This window comes from Pseudomonas sp. NFACC25, from assembly GCF_900100935.1.
GTDB lineage: Bacteria > Pseudomonadota > Gammaproteobacteria > Pseudomonadales > Pseudomonadaceae > Aquipseudomonas > Aquipseudomonas marginalis.
This window is the reverse complement of record NZ_FMUC01000002.1, coordinates 1-19,708: the sequence shown is the minus strand read 5'-3', so window position 1 is coordinate 19,708 and position 19,708 is coordinate 1. Positions and strand designations below refer to the sequence as shown.

General features: G+C 59.8%; 22 protein-coding genes. 12 read left to right on the top strand and 10 right to left on the bottom strand.

What is annotated here, in order from left to right; all coding sequences use genetic code 11:
* The first annotated feature begins 72 nt into the window (after window positions 1-72).
* From BLQ09_RS04160 to BLQ09_RS04125, 8 genes are all read left to right on the top strand, one after another.
* On the top strand, window positions 73-1,221 hold the full coding sequence (locus BLQ09_RS04160; RefSeq protein ID WP_065925379.1) for an iron-containing alcohol dehydrogenase: 1,149 nt from the start codon (window positions 73-75) through the stop codon (window positions 1,219-1,221).
* An 84-nt stretch (window positions 1,222-1,305) separates the two neighbouring features.
* On the top strand, window positions 1,306-1,980 hold the full coding sequence (rpe, locus tag BLQ09_RS04155) for a ribulose-phosphate 3-epimerase (RefSeq protein WP_027605898.1): 675 nt from the start codon (window positions 1,306-1,308) through the stop codon (window positions 1,978-1,980).
* Window positions 1,977-2,795: a phosphoglycolate phosphatase gene (locus BLQ09_RS04150; RefSeq protein ID WP_065925377.1), complete on the top strand. Its 819-nt coding sequence runs from the start codon at window positions 1,977-1,979 to the stop codon at window positions 2,793-2,795. Before rpe ends, BLQ09_RS04150 begins: the two co-directional genes overlap by 4 nt.
* 70 nt (window positions 2,796-2,865) lie before the next feature.
* The gene (gene trpE / locus BLQ09_RS04145; RefSeq protein WP_027605896.1) at window positions 2,866-4,347 is read left to right on the top strand and encodes an anthranilate synthase component I; all 1,482 of its coding nucleotides are present in this window, start codon (window positions 2,866-2,868) and stop codon (window positions 4,345-4,347) included.
* A gap of 10 nt (window positions 4,348-4,357) precedes the next feature.
* Window positions 4,358-4,951: an aminodeoxychorismate/anthranilate synthase component II gene (locus BLQ09_RS04140; RefSeq protein WP_024077700.1), complete on the top strand. Its 594-nt coding sequence runs from the start codon at window positions 4,358-4,360 to the stop codon at window positions 4,949-4,951.
* Window positions 4,952-4,960: 9 nt separating this feature from the next.
* Window positions 4,961-6,010: an anthranilate phosphoribosyltransferase gene (trpD, locus tag BLQ09_RS04135; RefSeq protein WP_027605895.1), complete on the top strand. Its 1,050-nt coding sequence runs from the start codon at window positions 4,961-4,963 to the stop codon at window positions 6,008-6,010.
* Window positions 6,007-6,843 carry an indole-3-glycerol phosphate synthase TrpC gene (gene trpC / locus BLQ09_RS04130; RefSeq protein WP_027605894.1) on the top strand — a complete coding sequence of 279 codons (837 nt, stop codon included), beginning with the start codon at window positions 6,007-6,009 and terminating at the stop codon, window positions 6,841-6,843. Before trpD ends, trpC begins: the two co-directional genes overlap by 4 nt.
* Window positions 6,844-6,985: 142 nt before the next feature.
* Window positions 6,986-7,681: a lipoate--protein ligase family protein gene (locus tag BLQ09_RS04125; RefSeq protein ID WP_065938246.1), complete on the top strand. Its 696-nt coding sequence runs from the start codon at window positions 6,986-6,988 to the stop codon at window positions 7,679-7,681.
* Here BLQ09_RS04125 and crp read toward each other — a convergent pair.
* Entirely contained in the window at window positions 7,678-8,322 is a 645-nt protein-coding gene (gene crp / locus BLQ09_RS04120; RefSeq protein WP_027605892.1) for a cAMP-activated global transcriptional regulator CRP, read from the bottom strand. The two genes, BLQ09_RS04125 and crp, sit on opposite strands and share 4 nt — an antisense overlap.
* 244 nt (window positions 8,323-8,566) lie before the next feature.
* Between crp and BLQ09_RS04115 the strand changes: the two genes are divergently transcribed.
* Entirely contained in the window at window positions 8,567-8,989 is a 423-nt protein-coding gene (locus BLQ09_RS04115) for an OsmC family protein (protein WP_005792019.1), read from the top strand.
* Between the two features lie 62 nt (window positions 8,990-9,051).
* On the opposite strand, the gene coq7 is transcribed toward BLQ09_RS04115, so the two are convergent.
* The 6 genes from coq7 to hemJ form a co-directional block, all read right to left on the bottom strand.
* Entirely contained in the window at window positions 9,052-9,699 is a 648-nt protein-coding gene (coq7, locus tag BLQ09_RS04110) for a 2-polyprenyl-3-methyl-6-methoxy-1,4-benzoquinone monooxygenase (protein ID WP_092355508.1), read from the bottom strand.
* A gap of 117 nt (window positions 9,700-9,816) precedes the next feature.
* Window positions 9,817-10,155, bottom strand: coding sequence for a histidine triad nucleotide-binding protein (locus BLQ09_RS04105; protein WP_010206940.1), 339 nt, complete (start codon window positions 10,153-10,155; stop codon window positions 9,817-9,819).
* 46 nt (window positions 10,156-10,201) lie between these two features.
* Window positions 10,202-10,990, bottom strand: a complete 789-nt coding sequence (locus tag BLQ09_RS04100; protein WP_027605890.1) for an SDR family NAD(P)-dependent oxidoreductase — start codon at window positions 10,988-10,990, stop codon at window positions 10,202-10,204.
* A gap of 62 nt (window positions 10,991-11,052) precedes the next feature.
* Window positions 11,053-12,015 (bottom strand): DUF805 domain-containing protein, encoded by a 963-nt coding sequence (locus BLQ09_RS04095; protein ID WP_027605889.1) that lies wholly within the window; start codon window positions 12,013-12,015, stop codon window positions 11,053-11,055.
* A 69-nt stretch (window positions 12,016-12,084) separates the two neighbouring features.
* Complete coding sequence (locus tag BLQ09_RS04090; RefSeq protein WP_092355505.1) at window positions 12,085-13,047, bottom strand: NAD(P)H-dependent flavin oxidoreductase; 963 nt, start codon at window positions 13,045-13,047, stop codon at window positions 12,085-12,087.
* Window positions 13,048-13,070: 23 nt separating this feature from the next.
* Entirely contained in the window at window positions 13,071-13,499 is a 429-nt protein-coding gene (gene hemJ / locus BLQ09_RS04085; protein ID WP_027605887.1) for a protoporphyrinogen oxidase HemJ, read from the bottom strand.
* A gap of 135 nt (window positions 13,500-13,634) precedes the next feature.
* Between hemJ and argC the strand changes: the two genes are divergently transcribed.
* A complete protein-coding gene (gene argC / locus BLQ09_RS04080; RefSeq protein ID WP_092355503.1) occupies window positions 13,635-14,669 on the top strand; it encodes an N-acetyl-gamma-glutamyl-phosphate reductase in 1,035 nt (344 codons plus the stop codon).
* Between the two features lie 165 nt (window positions 14,670-14,834).
* Window positions 14,835-15,185, top strand: a complete 351-nt coding sequence (gene erpA / locus BLQ09_RS04075; RefSeq protein ID WP_003176443.1) for an iron-sulfur cluster insertion protein ErpA — start codon at window positions 14,835-14,837, stop codon at window positions 15,183-15,185.
* A gap of 91 nt (window positions 15,186-15,276) precedes the next feature.
* Here erpA and BLQ09_RS04070 read toward each other — a convergent pair whose 3' ends face one another.
* Window positions 15,277-16,368, bottom strand: coding sequence for an anhydro-N-acetylmuramic acid kinase (locus BLQ09_RS04070; protein ID WP_092355500.1), 1,092 nt, complete (start codon window positions 16,366-16,368; stop codon window positions 15,277-15,279).
* A 3-nt stretch (window positions 16,369-16,371) separates the two neighbouring features.
* Window positions 16,372-17,790, bottom strand: a complete 1,419-nt coding sequence (locus BLQ09_RS04065) for a peptidoglycan DD-metalloendopeptidase family protein (protein ID WP_092355498.1) — start codon at window positions 17,788-17,790, stop codon at window positions 16,372-16,374.
* Window positions 17,791-17,998: 208 nt separating this feature from the next.
* On the opposite strand from BLQ09_RS04065, the gene tyrS reads away from it, so the two are divergent.
* A complete protein-coding gene (tyrS, locus tag BLQ09_RS04060) occupies window positions 17,999-19,198 on the top strand; it encodes a tyrosine--tRNA ligase (protein WP_027605883.1) in 1,200 nt (399 codons plus the stop codon).
* A gap of 122 nt (window positions 19,199-19,320) precedes the next feature.
* Here tyrS and BLQ09_RS31395 read toward each other — a convergent pair.
* A partial coding sequence (locus tag BLQ09_RS31395; protein WP_256568681.1) for a hypothetical protein occupies window positions 19,321-19,708 on the bottom strand: 388 nt, incomplete at its 5' end.

Genomic DNA, 19,708 nt, shown 5'->3' with positions numbered 1-19,708 from the left:
GCCTGAATGGAAGACAACCCGATCCAGTCAGCTACTCTTGTGCCAGCCCATCACCGATAAGAGGCCGCGCACATGAGTACTTCCTCATTCAAGATCGCCCACAAACTGCTGACCGGCGCTGGCGCCATTGAACAACTGGCCGCCGAGTTGACGCGCCTGGATGTGGATAACCCGTTGATTGTCACCGATGCGGCGCTGGTCAAGTCCGGTACGGTGGCGCTGGCACTCGAACACCTGGGTGAGCGCCCTTACGAGATTTTCGACCGCGTGCTGCCCGACCCGGAAATCTCCATCGTCGAAGACTGCATGCAGGCGTACCGCGACGGTGGCCACGACGGCCTGATCGGCCTGGGTGGAGGCAGTGCCATCGATATTGCCAAAAGCGTTGCCGCCTATGCCGGTTACCACGGCGCCCTGGCGGACTTATTCGGTGTCGACCAGGTGCCGCGCAAGGGCCCGCCGCTGATCGCCATCCCGACCACGGCCGGCACCGGCTCGGAAGTGACCAATGTGGCGATCCTCTCCGACAAGGTCGCGCAGTTGAAGAAAGGCATCGTCAGCGACTACCTGCTGCCGGACGTCGCGCTGATCAGCCCGCAAATGACCCTGACCTGCCCGCGCAGTGTCACCGCCGCCAGTGGCGTGGATGCGCTGGTGCACGCGATTGAGTCCTACCTTTCCCTGAACGCCTCGCCGATCACGGATGCCCTGGCCATTGGGGCGATCAAGCTGATCGCCAAGGCGCTGCCCAAGGCCTACGCCAACCCGGCCAACCTGCAGGCCCGCGACGATATGGCCACCGCCAGCCTGATGGCCGGCATGGCCTTCGGTAATGCCGGGGTGGGCGCCGTGCATGCGTTGGCCTACCCGCTGGGCGGGCGATTCAATATTGCCCATGGCGTCAGCAATGCGCTGTTGCTGCCCTACGTGATGCACTGGAACAAACTGGCCTGTGTCGAGCGTATGCAGGACATTGCCCAGGCCATGGGCGTGAATGTCAGCGGCCTGAGTGTCAACGATGCCGCCGACCAGGCCGTCGAGGCGATGACGCGATTGTGTGCCGCCGTGGAGATTCCTTCCGGCCTGCGCAGTTTCGGGGTTCCCGAGGACGCCATCCCGGCCATGGCCACGGAAGCGGCGGGTATCGAGCGCCTGATGCGTAACAACCCGCGCAAGCTCAGCGCGGCCGATATCGAGAAAATCTATCGGGCGGCGTACTAGCCGTTGAGTTAGGTCACGGTGCGCAGGGCAAAGCATGAGGTATACAATGCGCGCCATCGTGATTTAGCTCAAAAAAGGTGCGTCATGCAGCCCTTCGTTATTGCTCCATCGATTCTCTCCGCCGATTTCGCCCGCCTGGGTGAGGAAGTGGACAAGGTGTTGGCCGCCGGTGCCGACTTCGTGCACTTCGATGTCATGGACAACCACTACGTGCCCAACCTGACCATCGGTCCGATGGTCTGCGCGGCGCTGCGCAAGTACGGCATCACCGCGCCGATCGATGCGCACCTGATGGTCAGCCCGGTGGATCGCATCATCGGTGATTTCGTTGACGCCGGCGCGACCTACATCACCTTCCACCCGGAAGCCTCGCTGCACGTCGACCGCACCTTGCAACTGATCCGCGAGGGCGGTTGCAAGGCCGGCCTGGTGTTCAACCCGGCCACCCCGCTGGACGTGCTCAAGTACGTGATGGACAAGGTCGACATGGTGCTGCTGATGAGCGTCAACCCAGGCTTCGGCGGGCAGAAGTTCATCCCCGGTACCCTCGACAAGCTGCGTGAAGCCCGTGCGCTGATCGATGCGTCGGGTCGCGACATCCGCCTGGAAATCGACGGTGGGGTCAACGTCAACAATATCCGTGAAATCGCGGCTGCCGGCGCCGACACCTTCGTGGCCGGCTCGGCGATCTTCAACGCCCCGGACTACGAGGAAGTCATCGCCAGGATGCGCGCCGAATTGGCGCTGGCGCGTCCATGAGCGGCTTTGAGCAGCTGTTCCCCGGCAAACTGCCACGGCTGGTGATGTTCGATCTGGACGGTACCTTGATCGACTCGGTGCCAGACCTGGCGGCGGCGGTGGACGAGATGCTGCTCAAGCTGGGACGCAAGCCGGCGGGGCTTGCGTCGGTACGCGAATGGGTCGGCAATGGCGCGCCGATGCTGGTTCGCCGGGCCCTGGCCAATCACATCGATGCCGAAGGTGTCGATGAGGTTGAGGCCGAGCACGCCCTGGAACTGTTCAACGCAGCCTATGAGCGCAGCCACGAACTGACCGTGGTCTACCCCGGCGTACGCGACACCCTCAAGTGGCTGAGCAAGCAGGGCGTGGAAATGGCCCTGATCACCAACAAGCCGGAGCGCTTTGTCGCGCCGCTGTTGGACCAGATGAAAATCGGCCGTTATTTCCGCTGGATCATTGGTGGCGATACCTTGCCGCAGAAGAAACCCGACCCGGCGGCGCTGTTTTTCGTGATGAAAATGGCCAATATTCCGGCGTCCCAGTCGCTGTTTGTCGGCGATTCACGCAGTGACGTGCTGGCGGCGAAAGCGGCCGGCGTGCAGTGCGTGGCCCTGAGTTACGGCTACAACCATGGTCGTCCGATCGCCGAAGAGTCGCCGTCGCTGGTGATTGATGATCTGAGACTGCTAATCCCCGGTTGCTTGGGAGCTGGCGCTGAGATAACGTTGCCCGACATCGATCCGTCCCCTTCTGGAAATTCCATCGTGGTGGTCACTCGCAAACTCTGGATGAAAGTCATCAAGGCCCTGGCCCGCTGGCGTTGGCGCGCCTGACTGATCCTGGCCGCGCCATGCGGCACGTTTGCATACCTGACTGTTAGACCCTCACGCCACGAGGCACCTCATGATCCGCGAAGAATTCCTGCGTTTGGCCGCTGCCGGCTATAACCGTATCCCCCTGGCCTGCGAAACCCTGGCCGACTTCGACACGCCGTTGTCGATCTACCTGAAACTGGCCGACCAGCCCAACTCCTACCTGCTGGAGTCGGTACAGGGCGGCGAGAAATGGGGCCGTTACTCGATCATCGGCCTGCCATGCCGCACTGTGCTGCGGGTGCACGACCATCATGTGAGCATCACCCATGATGGTGTCGAGATCGAAAGTCATGAGGTCGAAGACCCGCTGGCCTTCGTCGAAGCCTTCAAGGCGCGCTACAACGTGCCGACCATCCCTGGCCTGCCGCGCTTCAACGGCGGCCTGGTGGGGTACTTCGGCTACGACTGCGTGCGCTATGTGGAAAAACGCCTGGGCAAATGCCCGAACCCTGACCCCCTGGGCGTGCCGGACATTCTGCTGATGGTCTCCGATGCGGTGGTGGTGTTCGACAACCTCGCCGGCAAGATGCACGCGATCGTGCTCGCCGACCCGTCCCAGGCCGACGCCTTCGAGCAAGGCCAGGCCAGCCTCGAAGCGCTGTTGGAAAAACTGCGCCAGCCGATCACCCCGCGTCGCGGCCTGGACCTCAGCCGTCCGCCGGCGGCTGATCCGGTGTTCCGCTCCAGCTTTACCCAGGATGACTATGAGCGCGCGGTCGATACCATCAAGGAATACATCCTCGCCGGTGACTGCATGCAGGTGGTGCCGTCGCAACGCATGTCCATCGACTTCAAGGCGGCACCCATCGACCTGTACCGGGCGCTGCGCTGCTTCAACCCGACGCCGTACATGTACTTCTTCAACTTTGGTGACTTCCACGTAGTGGGCAGCTCGCCGGAGGTGCTGGTGCGTGTCGAGGACAACCTGATCACCGTGCGCCCGATTGCCGGCACACGCCCGCGTGGCGCGACCGAAGAAGCGGATCTGGCGCTCGAAGAAGACCTGCTCAGCGACGACAAGGAAATCGCCGAACACCTGATGCTGATCGACCTGGGCCGCAATGACACCGGGCGTGTCTCGGAAATCGGCTCGGTGAAGTTGACCGAGAAGATGGTCATTGAGCGTTATTCCAACGTGATGCACATCGTGTCCAACGTCACCGGCGAGCTGAAGGCCGGGCTGACTGCGATGGACGCGTTGCGGGCGATTCTGCCGGCAGGCACCTTGTCGGGGGCGCCGAAGATCCGTGCGATGGAAATCATCGACGAACTGGAGCCGGTCAAGCGCGGTGTCTATGGCGGCGCCGTGGGGTATTTCGCCTGGAACGGCAACATGGACACTGCCATTGCGATTCGCACTGCGGTGATCAAGGACGGGGAGCTGCACGTGCAGGCCGGTGGCGGGATTGTCGCCGACTCGGTGCCGGCCCTCGAATGGGAAGAAACCCTGAACAAGCGCCGCGCGATGTTCCGCGCCGTAGCGCTGGCTGAACAGACCCCCAATTCTTGAGGTTTCCCCCATGTTGCTGATGATTGATAACTACGATTCCTTTACCTACAACGTTGTGCAGTACCTGGGGGAGCTGGGCGCCGAGGTCAAGGTGGTTCGCAATGACGAACTGACCGTGGCCGAAATCGCCGCCCTGAACCCGGAACGTATCGTGGTTTCGCCGGGCCCCTGCACGCCGACCGAGGCGGGTATCTCCCTCGAAGCCATCAAGTACTTCGCCGGCAAGCTGCCGATCCTGGGCGTCTGCCTGGGCCACCAATCCATCGGCCAGGCCTTTGGCGGTGATGTGGTGCGTGCGCGCCAGGTGATGCACGGCAAGACCAGCCCGGTGTTCCATAAAGACCTGGGCGTATTCCAGGCACTCAATAACCCGGTGACCGTGACCCGCTACCACTCGCTGGTGGTCAAGCGCGAAACCCTGCCGGAATGCCTGGAGCTGACGGCCTGGACCCAGCTGGAAGACGGCTCCGTCGACGAGATCATGGGCCTGCGTCACAAGACACTGAATATCGAAGGGGTGCAGTTTCACCCTGAATCGATCCTGACCGAGCAGGGCTACGAGCTGTTCGCCAACTTTCTCAAGCAGAGCGGCGGCACGCGCTAAGGACTTTCCATGGATATCAAGACTGCCCTGAGCCGTATCGTCGGCCATCTGGACCTGAGCACCGCTGAAATGAGCGATGTGATGCGCGAAATCATGACCGGTCAATGCACCGACGCGCAGATCGGCGCTTTCATGATGGCAATGCGCATGAAGAGTGAAAGCATCGACGAGATCGTCGGCGCCGTATCGGTGATGCGTGAGCTGGCGGACAAGGTCGAGCTCAAGACCCTCGACGGCGTGGTCGACGTGGTCGGCACCGGCGGTGACGGTGCGAACATCTTCAACGTCTCGACGGCCTCGTCCTTTGTGGTGGCGGCGGCGGGCTGCACCGTGGCCAAGCACGGTAACCGCGCGGTGTCCGGCAAGAGCGGCAGTGCCGACCTGCTGGAAGCGGCCGGTATCTACCTGAACCTCACGCCGGTACAAGTGGCGCGCTGCATCGACAACGTCGGCATCGGCTTTATGTTTGCCCAGTCCCATCATGGTGCAATGAAGCACGCCGCCGGCCCACGCAAGGACCTTGGCCTGCGTACCCTGTTCAACATGCTCGGCCCGCTTACGAATCCGGCCGGTGTGAAGCACCAGGTGGTAGGCGTGTTCAGCCAGGCGCTGTGCCGGCCATTGGCTGAAGTACTCCAACGCATGGGCAGCAAGCATGTGCTGGTGGTGCATTCCAAAGACGGCCTGGACGAGTTCAGCCTGGCGGCGCCAACGTTTGTGGCGGAGCTGAAGGATGACCAGATCAGCGAATACTGGGTCGAACCGGAAGACTTGGGCATGAAGAGCCAGAGCCTGCACGGCCTGGCGGTGGAAAGCCCGGCGGCGTCCCTGGAGCTGATTCGCGATGCCCTGGGGCGTCGTAAGACCGAGAACGGTCAAAAAGCCGCGGAAATGATTGTTCTGAATGCTGGCGCGGCACTTTACGCAGCCGATCATGCCTATAGTCTTAAGGAAGGTGTCGAATTGGCCCACGATGCGCTGCACACCGGTCTGGCTCGTGAAAAGCTCGAAGAGCTGGGAGCATTCACCGCTGTATTCAAGATGGAGAATGAAGGATGAGTGTGCCGACCGTTCTGGAAAAAATCCTGGCCCGCAAGGCTGAAGAAGTCGCCGAACGCCGTTCCCGTGTGAGCCTGGCCGAGTTGGAAGCCCAAGCGAAAGCCGCTGACGCACCGCGTGGATTTGCCAAGGCACTGATCGCCCAGGCCAAGCTCAAGCAGCCGGCCGTGATCGCCGAGATCAAGAAAGCATCGCCGAGCAAGGGCGTGATCCGCGAAAACTTTGTACCGGCGGAAATCGCTCTCAGCTACGAGAAGGGTGGGGCGACGTGCCTGTCGGTACTCACTGACATCGATTTTTTCCAGGGTTCCGACCTGTTCCTGCAGCAGGCCCGCGCCGCGTGCAAGTTGCCGGTGATCCGCAAGGATTTCATGGTCGATCCGTACCAGATCGTCGAAGCCCGTGCCTTGGGTGCCGACTGTGTGTTGTTGATTGTCTCCGCATTGGATGACGTGAAGATGGCCGAGCTGGCGGCCGTGGCCAAAAGCGTTGGCCTGGATGTGCTGGTGGAGGTGCACGACGGCGATGAGCTGGAGCGCGCGCTGAAAACCCTCGACACACCGCTGGTGGGGGTCAACAACCGTAACCTGCACACCTTCGAAGTCAGCCTGGAAAACACCCTCGACCTGCTGCCGCGTATTCCGCGCGATCGCCTGGTGATTACCGAAAGTGGCATCGTCAACCGTGCCGATGTGGAGCTGATGGAAATCAGTGACGTTTATTCGTTCCTGGTGGGTGAGACCTTCATGCGTGCCGAGAACCCGGGGGCGGAACTGCAGCGTCTGTTCTTCCCGGAGCGTGGCGTGGCGGTCAGTGGTTCCACTCTCGATTGATTTGAAATGCGATCAACGTGTGGGAGGGGGCTTGCCCCGATGGCGGCGGTTCAGTTGGAGCATTCTCGACTGACACACCGCTATCGGGGGCAAGCCCCCTCCCACATTTGGGTTTGTGTTTATTCAGATAGGTAGGTGCCCATTGATCCAGCCAGTGTCGATGCGTGTTGAAGCAGGCCTTGCCGCCGAGCAAGCCTTGCTGGCCGCCGTTTGCGCGGGTGAGCAGGCGTTTGGGTTGTTGTTCTGGCAGCCCAGCGACCAGGCACTGGTGATGCCACGCCGCTTGAGCCGATTGCCTGCTTTCGATGTCGCCAGCCGCGTGTCTGCGGATGCCGGTTGGCCGGTGCTCTTGCGCGAAACCGGCGGCGAACCGGTGCCGCAGTCCAGCGCCACGGTCAATATCGCCCTGGTCTACGCTCCGCCGCGCAGTGAGGGTGATCAAGGTCGCATCGAAACCGGTTACCAGCGTCTATGCCAGCCGATCTGCGATTTACTTATCGAGTTGGGGGGCGATGCCTCCGTCGGGGAAATCGACGGTGCATTCTGCGACGGTCGTTACAACGTCAACCTCAACGGGCGCAAAATGGTCGGTACTGCCCAGCGCTGGCGGCAAAGCGGGGGGCGCCCGGTGGGGTTGGTGCACGGTGCGTTGTTGCTGGATAACGATCGTGAAGAACTGATCGCGGCGGTCAACCGCTTCAACCAAGCCTGCGGCCTGGAGCAACGGGTTCGCGCCGACAGCCATATTGCCCTGCACGAAGCCTTCCCCGCGCCGGACGCAATCAGCCGGCTGGACACCTTGTACCGACAAATGCTGGCCAGCTTCCTGCCGGCTTAACGGGTACCGAACACCACCATCGTCTTGCCTTTGACGTGCACCAGGTTGCGCTCTTCCAGATCCTTGAGCACGCGGCCGACCATCTCCCGTGAACAACCGACAATGCGCCCGATTTCCTGGCGGGTGATCTTGATCTGCATGCCGTCGGGGTGAGTCATTGCATCGGGCTGCTTGCACAGCTCCAGCAAGCAACGGGCCACACGTCCGGTGACGTCGAAGAACGCCAGGTCGCCAACCTTGCGCGTAGTGTCTCGCAGGCGCTGGGCGATCTGACCACTGAGGGCGTAGAGAATATCGGGGTCCTGCTGGGCGAGTTCGCGAAACTTTGCGTAACTGATCTCGGCCACTTCGCACTCGACCTTGGTCCGCACCCAGGCGCTGCGCTCCTGCTCCTTGCCTGCTTGTTCAAACAGCCCCAGCTCGCCGAAAAAATCCCCGGTGTTCAGGTAGGCGATGATCATTTCGCGGCCGTCTTCATCCTCGATCAGGATGGTGACTGAGCCCTTGATAATGAAAAACAGTGTTTCGGAGCGCTCACCGGCGCAGATGATGTTGTGCTTGGCGGGGTGGCGCCGGCGCTGGCAGTGCATCAGCAACTTGTCGAGATTCTTGATCTTGGGTATGGGCGTAAGAGCAACCATGGTTGTATCCCGAAAGGCAGCGCGAGGGGGTTGGAGTTGTTGTACTCAGCGGTATCGGCATTGATACACGTTGTATAAGGGTGGCAATACGCCACTCCTTTGGCGCCAGCTTAACAGACACATTCTGACTCGATTAGCGAATTTTCCGAGTCAGCTCCGTTATTGATCGCTTTGATGGGAAGCGCGGTTGCGCCCGGGCCCTGTGCTAAGCTGGCGACCCTTTTTTAGCAGTGGAGTCTGGGCGATGAAGGCACGCATCCAATGGGCGGGCGAAGCCATGTTCCTCGGTGAGTCGGGCAGTGGCCATGTGGTGGTCATGGATGGCCCGCCGGAAGCCGGTGGCCGTAACCTGGGCGTACGCCCGATGGAAATGCTCCTGCTTGGTGTGGGCGGTTGCAGCAATTTCGACGTGGTCAGCATCCTGAAAAAATCCCGCCAGGCCGTGGAAAGCTGCGAAGCCTTCCTGGAAGCCGAGCGCGCCACTGAAGATCCCAAGGTGTTTACCAAGATCCACATGCATTTCGTGGTGAAGGGCCGGGCGTTGAAAGAAGCCCAGGTCAAGCGTGCTATCGAGTTGTCGGCCGAGAAATACTGCTCGGCGTCAATCATGCTCGGCGCGGCGGGTGTGGCCATCACCCATGACTACGAGATCATCGAGTTGGGTTGACCGCCAATCGGCAAAAGAAAAGGGCGCTTCGATAGCGCCCTTTTTTGCAGCCGCAGGTTTAGTCAGATGCGGTAGGTGCTTTTGGTCATGACCTTGGCCAGCAGGCTCATGCCGAATCGCACTGGCGCCGGGAAGCGGAAACCGCCGGCATCCAATGCACTTTCGGCGTGGTGCGCTTCATCGATACGCATCTGCTCAAGAATCGCCCGGGACTTTTCGTCATCGGCCGGCAGTTGCTCCAGATGTTCATCCAGGTGCTTGCACACTTGATGTTCCGTCGCGGCGACAAAGCCGAGGCTGACCTTGTCGCTGATCAAGCCGGCAGCCGCGCCGATGCCGAATGACAAACCGTAGAACAGCGGGTTGAGCACGCTGGGATGGCTACCCAACTGGCGAATACGTTGCTCGCACCAGGCCAGGTGATCGATTTCTTCCTCGGCCGCATGCTCCATGGCCGCGCGCACCTGCGGCAGCTTGGCGGTCAGGGCCTGGCCCTGGTACAGCGCCTGGGCACAGACTTCACCGGTATGGTTGATACGCATCAGGCCTGCGACATGGCGGGTCTCGGTCTCGCTCATCTGCGCGTCAGGCTGCACGATGGCGGGCGACGGGCGGTACGGTTGGCCGCTGAAGGGCAGCAGTGTGCGCATGGCCATGTCGGCTTGCAGCAACAGACGGTCAATGGGCGAGTAGTGACGTTGGGTAGTCATGCTGACCTCCGGGAAGAATCTCGGCGGCCAGTTTACCGCAAGAGAGAGGAACGCGTTTGCCCTGAGTCAAGGGCATGGGGTCGCAGCCTTGGGCTGCGCCCCTTGTAGCGGGCTATTTCAGCCCGGCGGCCAGTTCATCTGGCGCTGGCCCAGCACATGCATATGGATGTGGTAAACGGTCTGCCCGCCTTTCGGGTTGCAGTTCATCACCACCCGGAAGCCTTCTTCACAGCCTTGTTCCACCGCCAGGCGCTGGGCCGTGAACAGAATATGGCCGGCCAGGGCTTTGTCTTCCTCGGTCAGGTCATTGAGGGTGGGGATGTGTTTTTTCGGGATGACCAGGAAATGCACGGGCGCTGCCGGGTGGATGTCCTTGAAGGCCAGGACTTGATCATCTTCATAGATGATATCCGCAGGTATTTCCCGGTTGATGATTTTGGTGAACAGAGTATCCACAGCTGTTTCTCCATTATGAAAGTGCAAGGTGAGTGTACCCAGGCGATCAGCGCGGGCAATAGGCCTTGTTGATCGCCCCGGCGATCTTGCGAGTCAACCAGCGCGGGCTGAAACGCGGGCTGAAGGCCAGCCAGCGATTACGTCGTCCAGGAATGATGATGGCTTTGTTCTTTTCCAGTGCGCGCACGGTATAGAGCGCCACTTCTTCCGGGCTCATCAATTGCTCGCTGCGCTCGAGTCTGGCGGTGTCCATCTGCGCCGTACCGAAGAAGGCGGTGCGCGTAGGACCGGGGCAAAGCACCGAGACCTTGATGCCACAGGTCTTCAGTTCTTCGCGCAAGCCTTCGGAGAAATGCAGCACGTAGGCCTTGCTGGCGTAGTAGCTGCTCATCCACGGGCCGGGTTGGAACGCGGCGACCGAGGCGACGTTGAGAATCTGCCCGCCACCGTGCAGCGCCATGGTGTTGCCCAGGGCGTGACACATGCGGGTGAGGGCAAGGATGTTGACTTCGATGAGGTCTTGTTCGGTCATCCAGTCCTGGGCCAGGAATGGCCCGCTGGTGCCAATGCCGGCGCAGTTCACCAGCAAATCGATCTGCCGCTCGCCTTCTTCCAGCTCCAGCAGGAACCCGGACAAGCGCAATGGCTCGCCGAGATCGCATGCCCGAAACAGCACCTCGACGCCGAAGCGTTGGGTCAATTCGATTGCAATGTTTTCCAACTGATCACGCTGGCGGGCCACCAGAATCAAGCTGCGGCCGCGACGGGCCAGGGCTTCGGCCAAAGCCAGGCCGATGCCGCTGGAGGCACCGGTGATCAGAGCGTAACGGGTCATGCCTTTCTCCATCGCAACACGCCGCGCCTGGGATGGAGGCATCGCAGGCGCGGCGCGTTTCTTTACTGTTCTGGAGAGTCTACAGGTTCGGCCGCGTCGTCAGCACTTTGCGCGTCTTCTTCGTCGACGATCACGCTTTGATCGGCGTCTTCATCGGAAGTGATGGAGCTGCTTTCGTAGCTGCTGTCCACGTTGGTTTCGAGTTGATCCAGGTAGCCGTTCATGCCCAGCGACACCACGATGATGAGCATCAGCGGGATGAATGCCAGCCACAGCGAGGCCAGGACCTTCACCGCGGTGGAGTTGCGCGGTGGCGGTGCGCCGTACTGGTTGGCGCCGGTGTTACCTGGCATGACCAACAGCAGCAGCGGGAAAATACTGTTCACCAGCGGTACCAGGTTCAGCAGGTACAACCAGCCGGACCAGCCCAGATCGTGCAGGCGCTGCACGCCGATCTGCACGCTCACGACCACAACCGCGACGAACAGCGCGAAGCCCAGCAGCGAGCCGAGGATAATGGCTATCGTTGGCGACGCGGTTGCGATGGCAAAGCCCACAGTACTGAGGATGCCGGCTGCGACGAGCATGGCGACTGTCAGTACCAGCGTCCATGCCAGGTACCGCAGACGACCAATACGGCCATTGATGGTGAAGACCTTGAGGGTGGCGTATTCCGGCAGGCTTTCACCTACGGCGGCACGCGGTGGTGCGTACGGCGAAGCCGCAGGACGGGAGAAGTCCGCAGCGCTGGAATCTGTTTCGTGGGTTTCGGCAAGGCTGAAGGCTACGGGCTGTTCGGCCTCGATACGCGCGTCGACCCCGGCGTTTTTCAGCGCGGTGAGGTAGGTTTCGGCGTCGGGGCGGGACAGGTCGCGTTTCAGTGCAACAACGCGGCCGGTGAAGAGTTTCTCGATGTCCTCGACCGTGCTCTTGAACAGTTCAGCCAGGTTCAGCTTGGCTGTGGTGCTTTCGACACCCGGGAGCAGGGCCCCATCAAACACAATCTTGAAACGGTTGTCGCTCATGCGGGCATCCTTGTCACTGAATCAGTGGGGTAGTGCAGGCCTGCTCGATCGGCAGGCCTTGCGGTTGGGTCAGCGTGGCCAGCGCAACTGTGTCGCCTGCTCGCGCGCCTTGCGGTATTCGGCATCCAGGCGGGCAACGAGTTCATCGACGCCGGGTAAATCATTAATCTCACCGACACCTTGGCCTGCAGACCATACTGTCTTCCAGGCCTTGGCTTCGTCGCTCAGCGGCTTGAGCTTGGAGCCGAAGTTTACTTCGCCTTTGCCCTGCAGGGCAGCGAGGTCGAAACCGGCATTTTCCAGGCTCTGGCGCATAAAGCTTGCGGGCACGCCGGAGACTGCGGGAGTGTGCACGATGTCGGCGGCGCGCGATGTGAGCAGCATCTCTTTATACGCATCCGGGGCGTGGCTTTCGGTGGTACCGATAAACCGGGTGCCGAAATACGCCAGGTCTGCCCCCAGCAACTGGGCGGCGAGTATCTCATGGCCGTGGTTAAGGCAGCCGGCCAGCAGCAGGGTTTTGTCGAAGAATTGGCGAATCTCCGCGATCAGCGAAAACGGGCTCCAGGTACCGGCATGGCCACCGGCGCCTGCGGCCACGGCGATCAGGCCGTCGACACCGGCTTCAGCGGCTTTTTCGGCATGGCGACGGGTAGTGACATCGTGAAACACCAGGCCGCCATAGCTGTGCACCGCATCTACCACTTCTTTCACTGCGCCCAGGCTGGTAATCACGATCGGCACCTTGTGCTCAACACAGATCGCCAGGTCAGCCTCAAGGCGAGGGTTGCTGTTGTGCACGATCAGGTTGACGGCGTAGGGGGCAGGATTGTCCAGCTGCGCCAGGCCCGCTTCGATTTCCTCCAGCCAGGCCTTGAAGCCACTGCTCTCGCGCTGGTTGAGCGCCGGGAAGCTGCCGATCACGCCGTTGCGGCAGCAGGCCAGCACCAATTGCGGATTGGAAATCAGGAACATCGGCGCCACCACCACGGGCAGGTGCAGACGTTGTTCAAGCAGAGTGGGCAGCGACATTGGAGGTACCCCGAGTAATGACGTTAGAACGGTTTGACCACGACCAAAATTACGATAGCCAGCAATATCAGAACCGGGACTTCATTGAACCAGCGATAAAAGACATGGCTGCGGGTGTTTTCGCCACGGGCGAAACGTTTTACCTGCGCGCCGCACATATGGTGGTAGCCAATCAGGAACACTACCAGGGTCAACTTGGCGTGGATCCAGGCGCCCGATTGAAAGATGCCGGGGTTAAGGGCTATCAGCCAGATACCGAACACCAGGCTGGCCAGCATCGCCGGGCCCATGATGCCGCGGTAGAGCTTGCGCTCCATGACGCTGAAGCGTTCCTTGCTGACAGTGTCCTCGCTTTGAGCGTGGTAGACGAACAGGCGCGGCAGGTAGAACAGCCCGGCAAACCAGCAGACGATGCTGACGATATGGAAGGCTTTGACCCATAGATAAAGCATTTTTAGTTATTCCCAGGTTCACGGTAGCGCAGATAGTAGTGGCTCATGCGCCCATACGTCACGCTGACGGTTGTCGCAGGACGATACGGCCCCTATTATCGACGGCTTTCCAGTGGGTTCGTTGAGGGCAGGTTTATGGTCAAGGTCGGTATCGTCGGCGGCACGGGTTACACCGGTGTCGAATTGCTGCGTCTGTTGGCCCAGCATCCGCAAGCTGAGGTGGTGGTCATTACCTCTCGATCCGAGGCCGGCCTGGCCGTGGCCGATATGTACCCGAACCTGCGAGGCCACTACGACGGCCTGGCGTTCAGTGTTCCGGACATCAACACCCTTGGTGCCTGCGATGTGGTGTTCTTTGCCACCCCCCATGGCGTTGCCCATGCGTTGGCTGGCGAACTGCTGGCCGCTGGCACCAAGGTCATCGACCTGTCGGCGGACTTCCGCCTGCAAGACGCCGACGAATGGGCCAAGTGGTACGGCCAGCCTCACGGTGCACCGGAACTGTTGGAAGAGGCGGTGTACGGCCTGCCGGAAGTCAATCGTGAGCAGATCAAGCAGGCACGCTTGATCGCCGTGCCGGGTTGCTACCCGACGGCGACGCAACTGGGCTTCCTGCCGTTGCTCGAGGCCGGGCTGGCGGATGCTTCGCGCCTGATCGCAGACTGTAAGTCGGGTGTCAGCGGTGCCGGTCGTGGAGCAGCGGTAGGTTCCTTGTACTCCGAGACGTCGGAAAGCATGAAGGCTTACGCAGTAAAAGGGCATCGCCATCTGCCGGAGATTCGTCAGGGGCTGCGTCGCGCCGCCGGCAAAGACGTAGGCCTGACCTTCGTGCCACACCTGACGCCGATGATTCGTGGCATTCATTCCACGTTGTACGCCACCGTGGTCGAACGTTCGGTAGACCTGCAGGCGTTGTTTGAAAAGCGTTATGCCAACGAGCCGTTCGTCGATGTGATGCCTGCTGGCAGCCATCCGGAAACCCGCAGTGTGCGAGGCGCCAACGTGTGTCGGATTGCGGTGCATCGTCCGCAGGATGGTGACCTGGTGGTGGTGTTGTCGGTGATCGACAACCTCGTCAAGGGCGCGTCGGGCCAGGCGGTGCAGAACATGAACATCCTGTTTGGCCTGGATGAAAAGCTGGGTCTGTCCCACGCCGGCATGCTGCCTTAATACCATTGGCAGAGTGTGCAAAAGGCCCGTTGATCGGGCCTTTTGTGTTTCTAATGGCGGCGATGCAGATTGATATACCGTAACAATAGTTGACCGCTTTTCTAGGAGAAGCGGATAATGCCCGCCATTACGCATATGGCGGCGCTACGCCGGGAGATTATCAGCATGAGCGTTGAATCCTTCACCCCCACGGCTTTGCAATTTACCCACGGTGCTGCGCACAAGGTGAAGAGCCTGGTCGATGAAGAGGGTAATGATCGCTTGAAGCTGCGCGTATTCGTTACGGGCGGCGGTTGTTCAGGGTTTCAGTACGGTTTCACCTTCGATGAAGATGTGGCCGACGATGACACCATCGTTGAGCGTGAGGGCGTTAGCCTGGTCGTGGACCCGATGAGCTTCCAATACTTGGCAGGTGCCGAGGTGGATTACCAGGAGGGTCTGGAGGGTTCGCGTTTCGTGATCAAGAACCCTAACGCGACCACCACCTGTGGTTGCGGCTCTTCGTTCTCGATCTGATCGACAGCCTGATCTACAACGAATAAAAACGCCGCGTGGCTTTGATCGGCCAAGCGGCGTTTTGCTGTCTGCGATTCTGGCGAGGTGTTCGTCAGGCGGGGTAGATCGCGCCAAGTACCCTTAGCCCGCGTGCGCCGGTGACACTGGGCCGGTTGGCGGCAATGCCTTCCAGGCAGCAGTGAGCCAGCCAGGCGAAGGCCATGGCTTCGACCCAGTCCGGGTCTACGCCGTGGGTGGCGGTGCTGCTGACTTGAGTGGATGGCAACAACGCGGCCAGACGATTCATCATTGTGGTGTTATGGGCGCCGCCGCCACAGACGAGTAACGTTTCTGTCTCGGGCTGCGCGGTTTGCAGGGCCTCGACGATGGTCAGGACAGTCAGCTCCAGCAGGCTGGCCTGTACGTCCTGGGGTTCAAAGGCGGGCAGGCGGCCAAGATGCTGGTGCAGCCACTCGAGGTTGAACACTTCACGGCCGGTGCTTTTCGGGCCTTTGGTCAGGAAGAATGGATCGCTGAGTAGGGCCGTGAGTAGTTGAGGCTCGACCTTGCCACTACCCGCCCACTGCCCATCACGGTCAAAGTGTTCGCCGCGCTGCTGTTGAATCCAGGCGTCCAGCAGCACATTGCCTGGGCCGCAGTCGAAGCCGGCTACGGGCTTGCCGGTTTCGATCAAGCTGAGATTGCTGAAGCCCCCAATATTCAACACTGCACGGTTGCCGGTGCTTTCGCCAAACAACGCCTCATGAAAGGCGGGCACCAGAGGCGCGCCCTGGCCGCCAGCGGCAACGTCGCGGCTGCGGAAGTCGCTGACTACGCTGATGCCCGTCAGCTCCGCAAGCAATGCCGGGTTGCCGATCTGCACGGTAAAGCCTCGGGCGGGTTCGTGACGGATGGTCTGGCCATGGCTGCCGATCGCGCGTATGTCTTGAGGCTTGAGGTCGTGCTGGTCGAGCACCGTGTGAATGCCGTGGGCGGCGAGTGTGACCCAATGCTGCTGGGCTATCGCTGAGCGGGCAATCTCATCCGGGCCGCTGGCGCACAGGCTTAACAGCTCTGCGCGCAGGGTGTCCGGCATCGGTGTGTAGTGGGTGGCGATCAGATTGATCGCCGAGCCTTGTTCGATCAGGGCGATGTCCAGGCCATCGAGGCTGGTCCCGGACATTACACCTATATAGAACGGCATACCTTAACGCTTCGCCGAAGCAAGCAGGGTGGAGCGCTCCTGGTCCATGCGCGCCATCAGCGGCTGGCTCTGTTGCATAAAGCGTGCGCGCTCGGCCTTGGCAATCGGGTCGGCCATCGGCAGCTTCTGTCCCAATGGGTCAACGTGCACACCATTGACCTGGAACTCGTAGTGCAAGTGCGGGCCGGTGGACAGGCCAGTGGTGCCGATGTAACCGATTACTTGGCCTTGCTTCACGTTGCCGCCGGTTTTCACACCCTTGGCGAAACCTTGCATATGGCCATACAGGGTGCGGTAGGTGTTGCCGTGCTGGATGATCACCGTGTTGCCGTAGCCACCGCGGCGTCCTGCGAGCAGGACCTTGCCATCGCCGGCCGCCTTGATAGGCGTACCGCGTGGGGCGGCATAGTCGACGCCTTTGTGGGCGCGGATTTTGTTCAGAATTGGATGCTTGCGACCCATGGAGAAACGCGAGCTAATACGAGCGAAATCCACCGGGGTGCGGATAAAGGCCTTGCGCATGCTGTTGCCGTCGGCGGTGTAGTAGCTGCTGTTGCCTTGCTTGTTGGTGTAACGCACTGCGGTGTAGGTCTTGCCACGGTTGGTGAAGCGTGCGGAGAGAATGTTGCCGGTGCCGACCACTTTGCCGTTGGCGACTTTCTGCTCGTAGATCACGTCGAATTCATCACCCTGGCGGATGTCCTGGGCGAAGTCGATGTCGTAGCCAAACACGCTGGCCATGTCCATGGTCATGCTATGGGACAAGCCGGCGCGCGCGGCAGATTGCGACAGTGAGCTGTTGATCACGCCGTGAACGTAGGCAGAGCGCATGACTGGCTTGGTGGTAATACGGTTGAAGGCAAAGCCTTTGGCGCCCTTGGTCAGGGAGATGCTCTCGAGGTCACTGACGCTGGTGTGCAGGTTGTTCAGCTGACCGTCTGGTGTCAGTTCGAACTCCAGTTTCTGGCCGTGTTTGAGCTGGGTGAATTGCTTGGCTTGTTTATCGCTGGCCAGTACATCGTTAACGGTGGCTGCGGGAAGGCCTACCTTCTCGAACAGGGTCGAAAGCGTATCGCCTTTCGCCACGATCACTTCGCGGTGTTGAGGGTTCTTGGCAGTGTCTACTACGGGTTTTCTCTGTTCTTGAACGGCTTGCTGGGTGTCTTCCTGCGTGTTTTCGATCTGGGCAAACGGCGATTCAGTGGGAGCATTTGTGGCTTGTTGGACGTCGGAAGCGTCTTGATCTTGTGTCAGTTGTTCAACTGGACTCTCCAAGTCAAGGCTCAGGGATGTTCGTTTGGCTTCTACGTCACTGGAAGGGAATACCAGGAGTGCCAGGCTGAGAAGGGCGGCGATACCACTTGCTGCGAGCAGGTGGGTCTTCGGGTAAAGCGGCGGCGCTTTAGACGGTTCAGTGGTCATAGGTAATTTGACTTTGAAGATGAAATGGAAAAGATGAATGACATGATGAAGATGAAATAACTGTATAAAATATAACCAAATCATCTGTGGCGCAAGCTCGCGAACGCTGGGCTTGCTGAACGGTGTCCGTGCGCAGGGCAAAACTTGTAATTAGTCCCTGATCTTGTATGGTTGGTTCCCTTTTGAATCTGAGCCTTGCGGGTCTGTTATGAAGTCGGTTGAAGAACAGCTAGCGCTGATAAAACGTGGTGCGGAAGAACTGTTGGTCGAGGCCGAGCTGATCGAAAAGCTCAAGCGTGGCCAACCCCTGCGTATTAAGGCTGGTTTCGATCCGACGGCGCCCGACCTGCACCTGGGTCATACCGTGCTTATTAATAAGCTGCGTCAGTTCCAGGAGTTGGGGCATCAGGTGATCTTCCTTATAGGTGATTTCACCGGGATGATCGGCGATCCGAGCGGTAAGAGTGCGACGCGCCCGCCGCTGACCCGTGAGCAGGTTCTCGATAATGCCGAGACCTATAAGACCCAGGTATTCAAGATTCTTGATCCGGCCAAGACCGAGGTGGCGTTTAACTCCACCTGGATGGATCAGATGGGGCCGGCGGACTTCATTCGCCTCACTTCCCAGTACACCGTGGCGCGCATGCTTGAGCGTGATGACTTCGATAAGCGCTATTCAACCAATCAGCCGATCGCGATTCATGAGTTCCTGTATCCGCTGGTTCAGGGTTATGACTCGGTAGCGCTGCGCGCGGATGTTGAGTTGGGTGGTACCGACCAGAAATTCAACCTGCTGATGGGGCGTGAGTTGCAGCGTGCTTATGGTCAGGAGGCTCAGTGCATCCTGACCATGCCGTTGTTGGAAGGATTGGATGGCGTCAAGAAAATGTCCAAGTCCCTGGGCAACTATGTCGGCATCCAGGAAGCTCCGGGTGTGATGTACGGCAAGCTGGTCTCTATCCCGGATGCCTTGATGTGGCGCTACTTCGAACTGTTGAGCTTCCGCTCGATGGATGAGATCGATGCGCTGCGTGCGGATGTAGAGGCGGGTGCCAATCCGCGTGACGTGAAGATCAAGCTGGCGGAAGAGATCGTTGCGCGCTTCCATGGTGAAGAGGCTGCGGCCAGTGCTCACCGTGCGGCGGGTAACCGCATGAGAGATGGCGAGCTGCCGGATGATCTGCCTGAGATTGAATTGACGGCTACTGAGGCCATGCCGATTGCGGCAGTCCTTAATAAGGCTGGTCTGGTGAAGAACTCGGCGGTCGCGCGTGACCTTCTGGGGTCTGGCGGTGTGCGTATAGATGGTGAGGTGGTGGATCGCACCTTTATATACGAACTGGGTGCTACCCACGTTTGTCAGGCGGGGAAGAAGGCATTTGCGCGTATTACGCTCAAATCCGAATAAACCTGAAATTAAGTGTTGACGGCGAATTGTATCTGTCTATAATTCGCCCCACTTCCGGCGCAGTCGAAACGTAAAACTCCTTGATAAACAATGAGTTATGCAGAATAAAGCAGCGGATTGCTTCAGTTCATCGAAGCCCAGAAGGCGTTGGTAGAGTCGTGTTGTTTGGCGCTATTAACGATTCGATCTTCTCGGTCGAAAGCGGAGAAAGAGAGGTGTTGACAGCAGCGTGTAACGCTGTAGAATTCGCCTCCCGCTGACGAGAGATCGCAAGCGCAAGTGGTTGAAGTTGTTGAAGAAATCTTCGAAAGCTTCTGAAAATAATCACTTGACAGCAAATGAGGCTGCTGTAGAATGCGCGCCTCGGTTGAGACGAAAGCTCTTAACCAACCGCTCTTTAACAACTGAATCAAGCAATTCGTGTGGGTGCTTGTGGAGTCAGACTGATAGTCAACAAGATTATCAGCATCACAAGTTACTCCGCGAGAAATCAAAGATGTAACCAACGAT

Bases quoted from the DNA above. Each gene is read 5' to 3' on its own strand.
- BLQ09_RS04160 (WP_065925379.1), top strand. From the start codon at position 73: ATGAGTACTTCCTCATTCAAGATCGCCCACAAACTGCTGACCGGCGCT.
- rpe (WP_027605898.1), top strand. From the start codon at position 1,306: ATGCAGCCCTTCGTTATTGCTCCATCGATTCTCTCCGCCGATTTCGCC.
- BLQ09_RS04150 (WP_065925377.1), top strand. From the start codon at position 1,977: ATGAGCGGCTTTGAGCAGCTGTTCCCCGGCAAACTGCCACGGCTGGTG.
- trpE (WP_027605896.1), top strand. From the start codon at position 2,866: ATGATCCGCGAAGAATTCCTGCGTTTGGCCGCTGCCGGCTATAACCGT.
- BLQ09_RS04140 (WP_024077700.1), top strand. From the start codon at position 4,358: ATGTTGCTGATGATTGATAACTACGATTCCTTTACCTACAACGTTGTG.
- trpD (WP_027605895.1), top strand. From the start codon at position 4,961: ATGGATATCAAGACTGCCCTGAGCCGTATCGTCGGCCATCTGGACCTG.
- trpC (WP_027605894.1), top strand. From the start codon at position 6,007: ATGAGTGTGCCGACCGTTCTGGAAAAAATCCTGGCCCGCAAGGCTGAA.
- crp (WP_027605892.1), bottom strand. From the start codon at position 8,322: ATGGTTGCTCTTACGCCCATACCCAAGATCAAGAATCTCGACAAGTTG.
- BLQ09_RS04115 (WP_005792019.1), top strand. From the start codon at position 8,567: ATGAAGGCACGCATCCAATGGGCGGGCGAAGCCATGTTCCTCGGTGAG.
- coq7 (WP_092355508.1), bottom strand. From the start codon at position 9,699: ATGACTACCCAACGTCACTACTCGCCCATTGACCGTCTGTTGCTGCAA.
- BLQ09_RS04100 (WP_027605890.1), bottom strand. From the start codon at position 10,990: ATGACCCGTTACGCTCTGATCACCGGTGCCTCCAGCGGCATCGGCCTG.
- BLQ09_RS04095 (WP_027605889.1), bottom strand. From the start codon at position 12,015: ATGAGCGACAACCGTTTCAAGATTGTGTTTGATGGGGCCCTGCTCCCG.
- BLQ09_RS04090 (WP_092355505.1), bottom strand. From the start codon at position 13,047: ATGTCGCTGCCCACTCTGCTTGAACAACGTCTGCACCTGCCCGTGGTG.
- hemJ (WP_027605887.1), bottom strand. From the start codon at position 13,499: ATGCTTTATCTATGGGTCAAAGCCTTCCATATCGTCAGCATCGTCTGC.
- argC (WP_092355503.1), top strand. From the start codon at position 13,635: ATGGTCAAGGTCGGTATCGTCGGCGGCACGGGTTACACCGGTGTCGAA.
- erpA (WP_003176443.1), top strand. From the start codon at position 14,835: ATGAGCGTTGAATCCTTCACCCCCACGGCTTTGCAATTTACCCACGGT.
- BLQ09_RS04070 (WP_092355500.1), bottom strand. From the start codon at position 16,368: ATGCCGTTCTATATAGGTGTAATGTCCGGGACCAGCCTCGATGGCCTG.
- BLQ09_RS04065 (WP_092355498.1), bottom strand. From the start codon at position 17,790: ATGACCACTGAACCGTCTAAAGCGCCGCCGCTTTACCCGAAGACCCAC.
- tyrS (WP_027605883.1), top strand. From the start codon at position 17,999: ATGAAGTCGGTTGAAGAACAGCTAGCGCTGATAAAACGTGGTGCGGAA.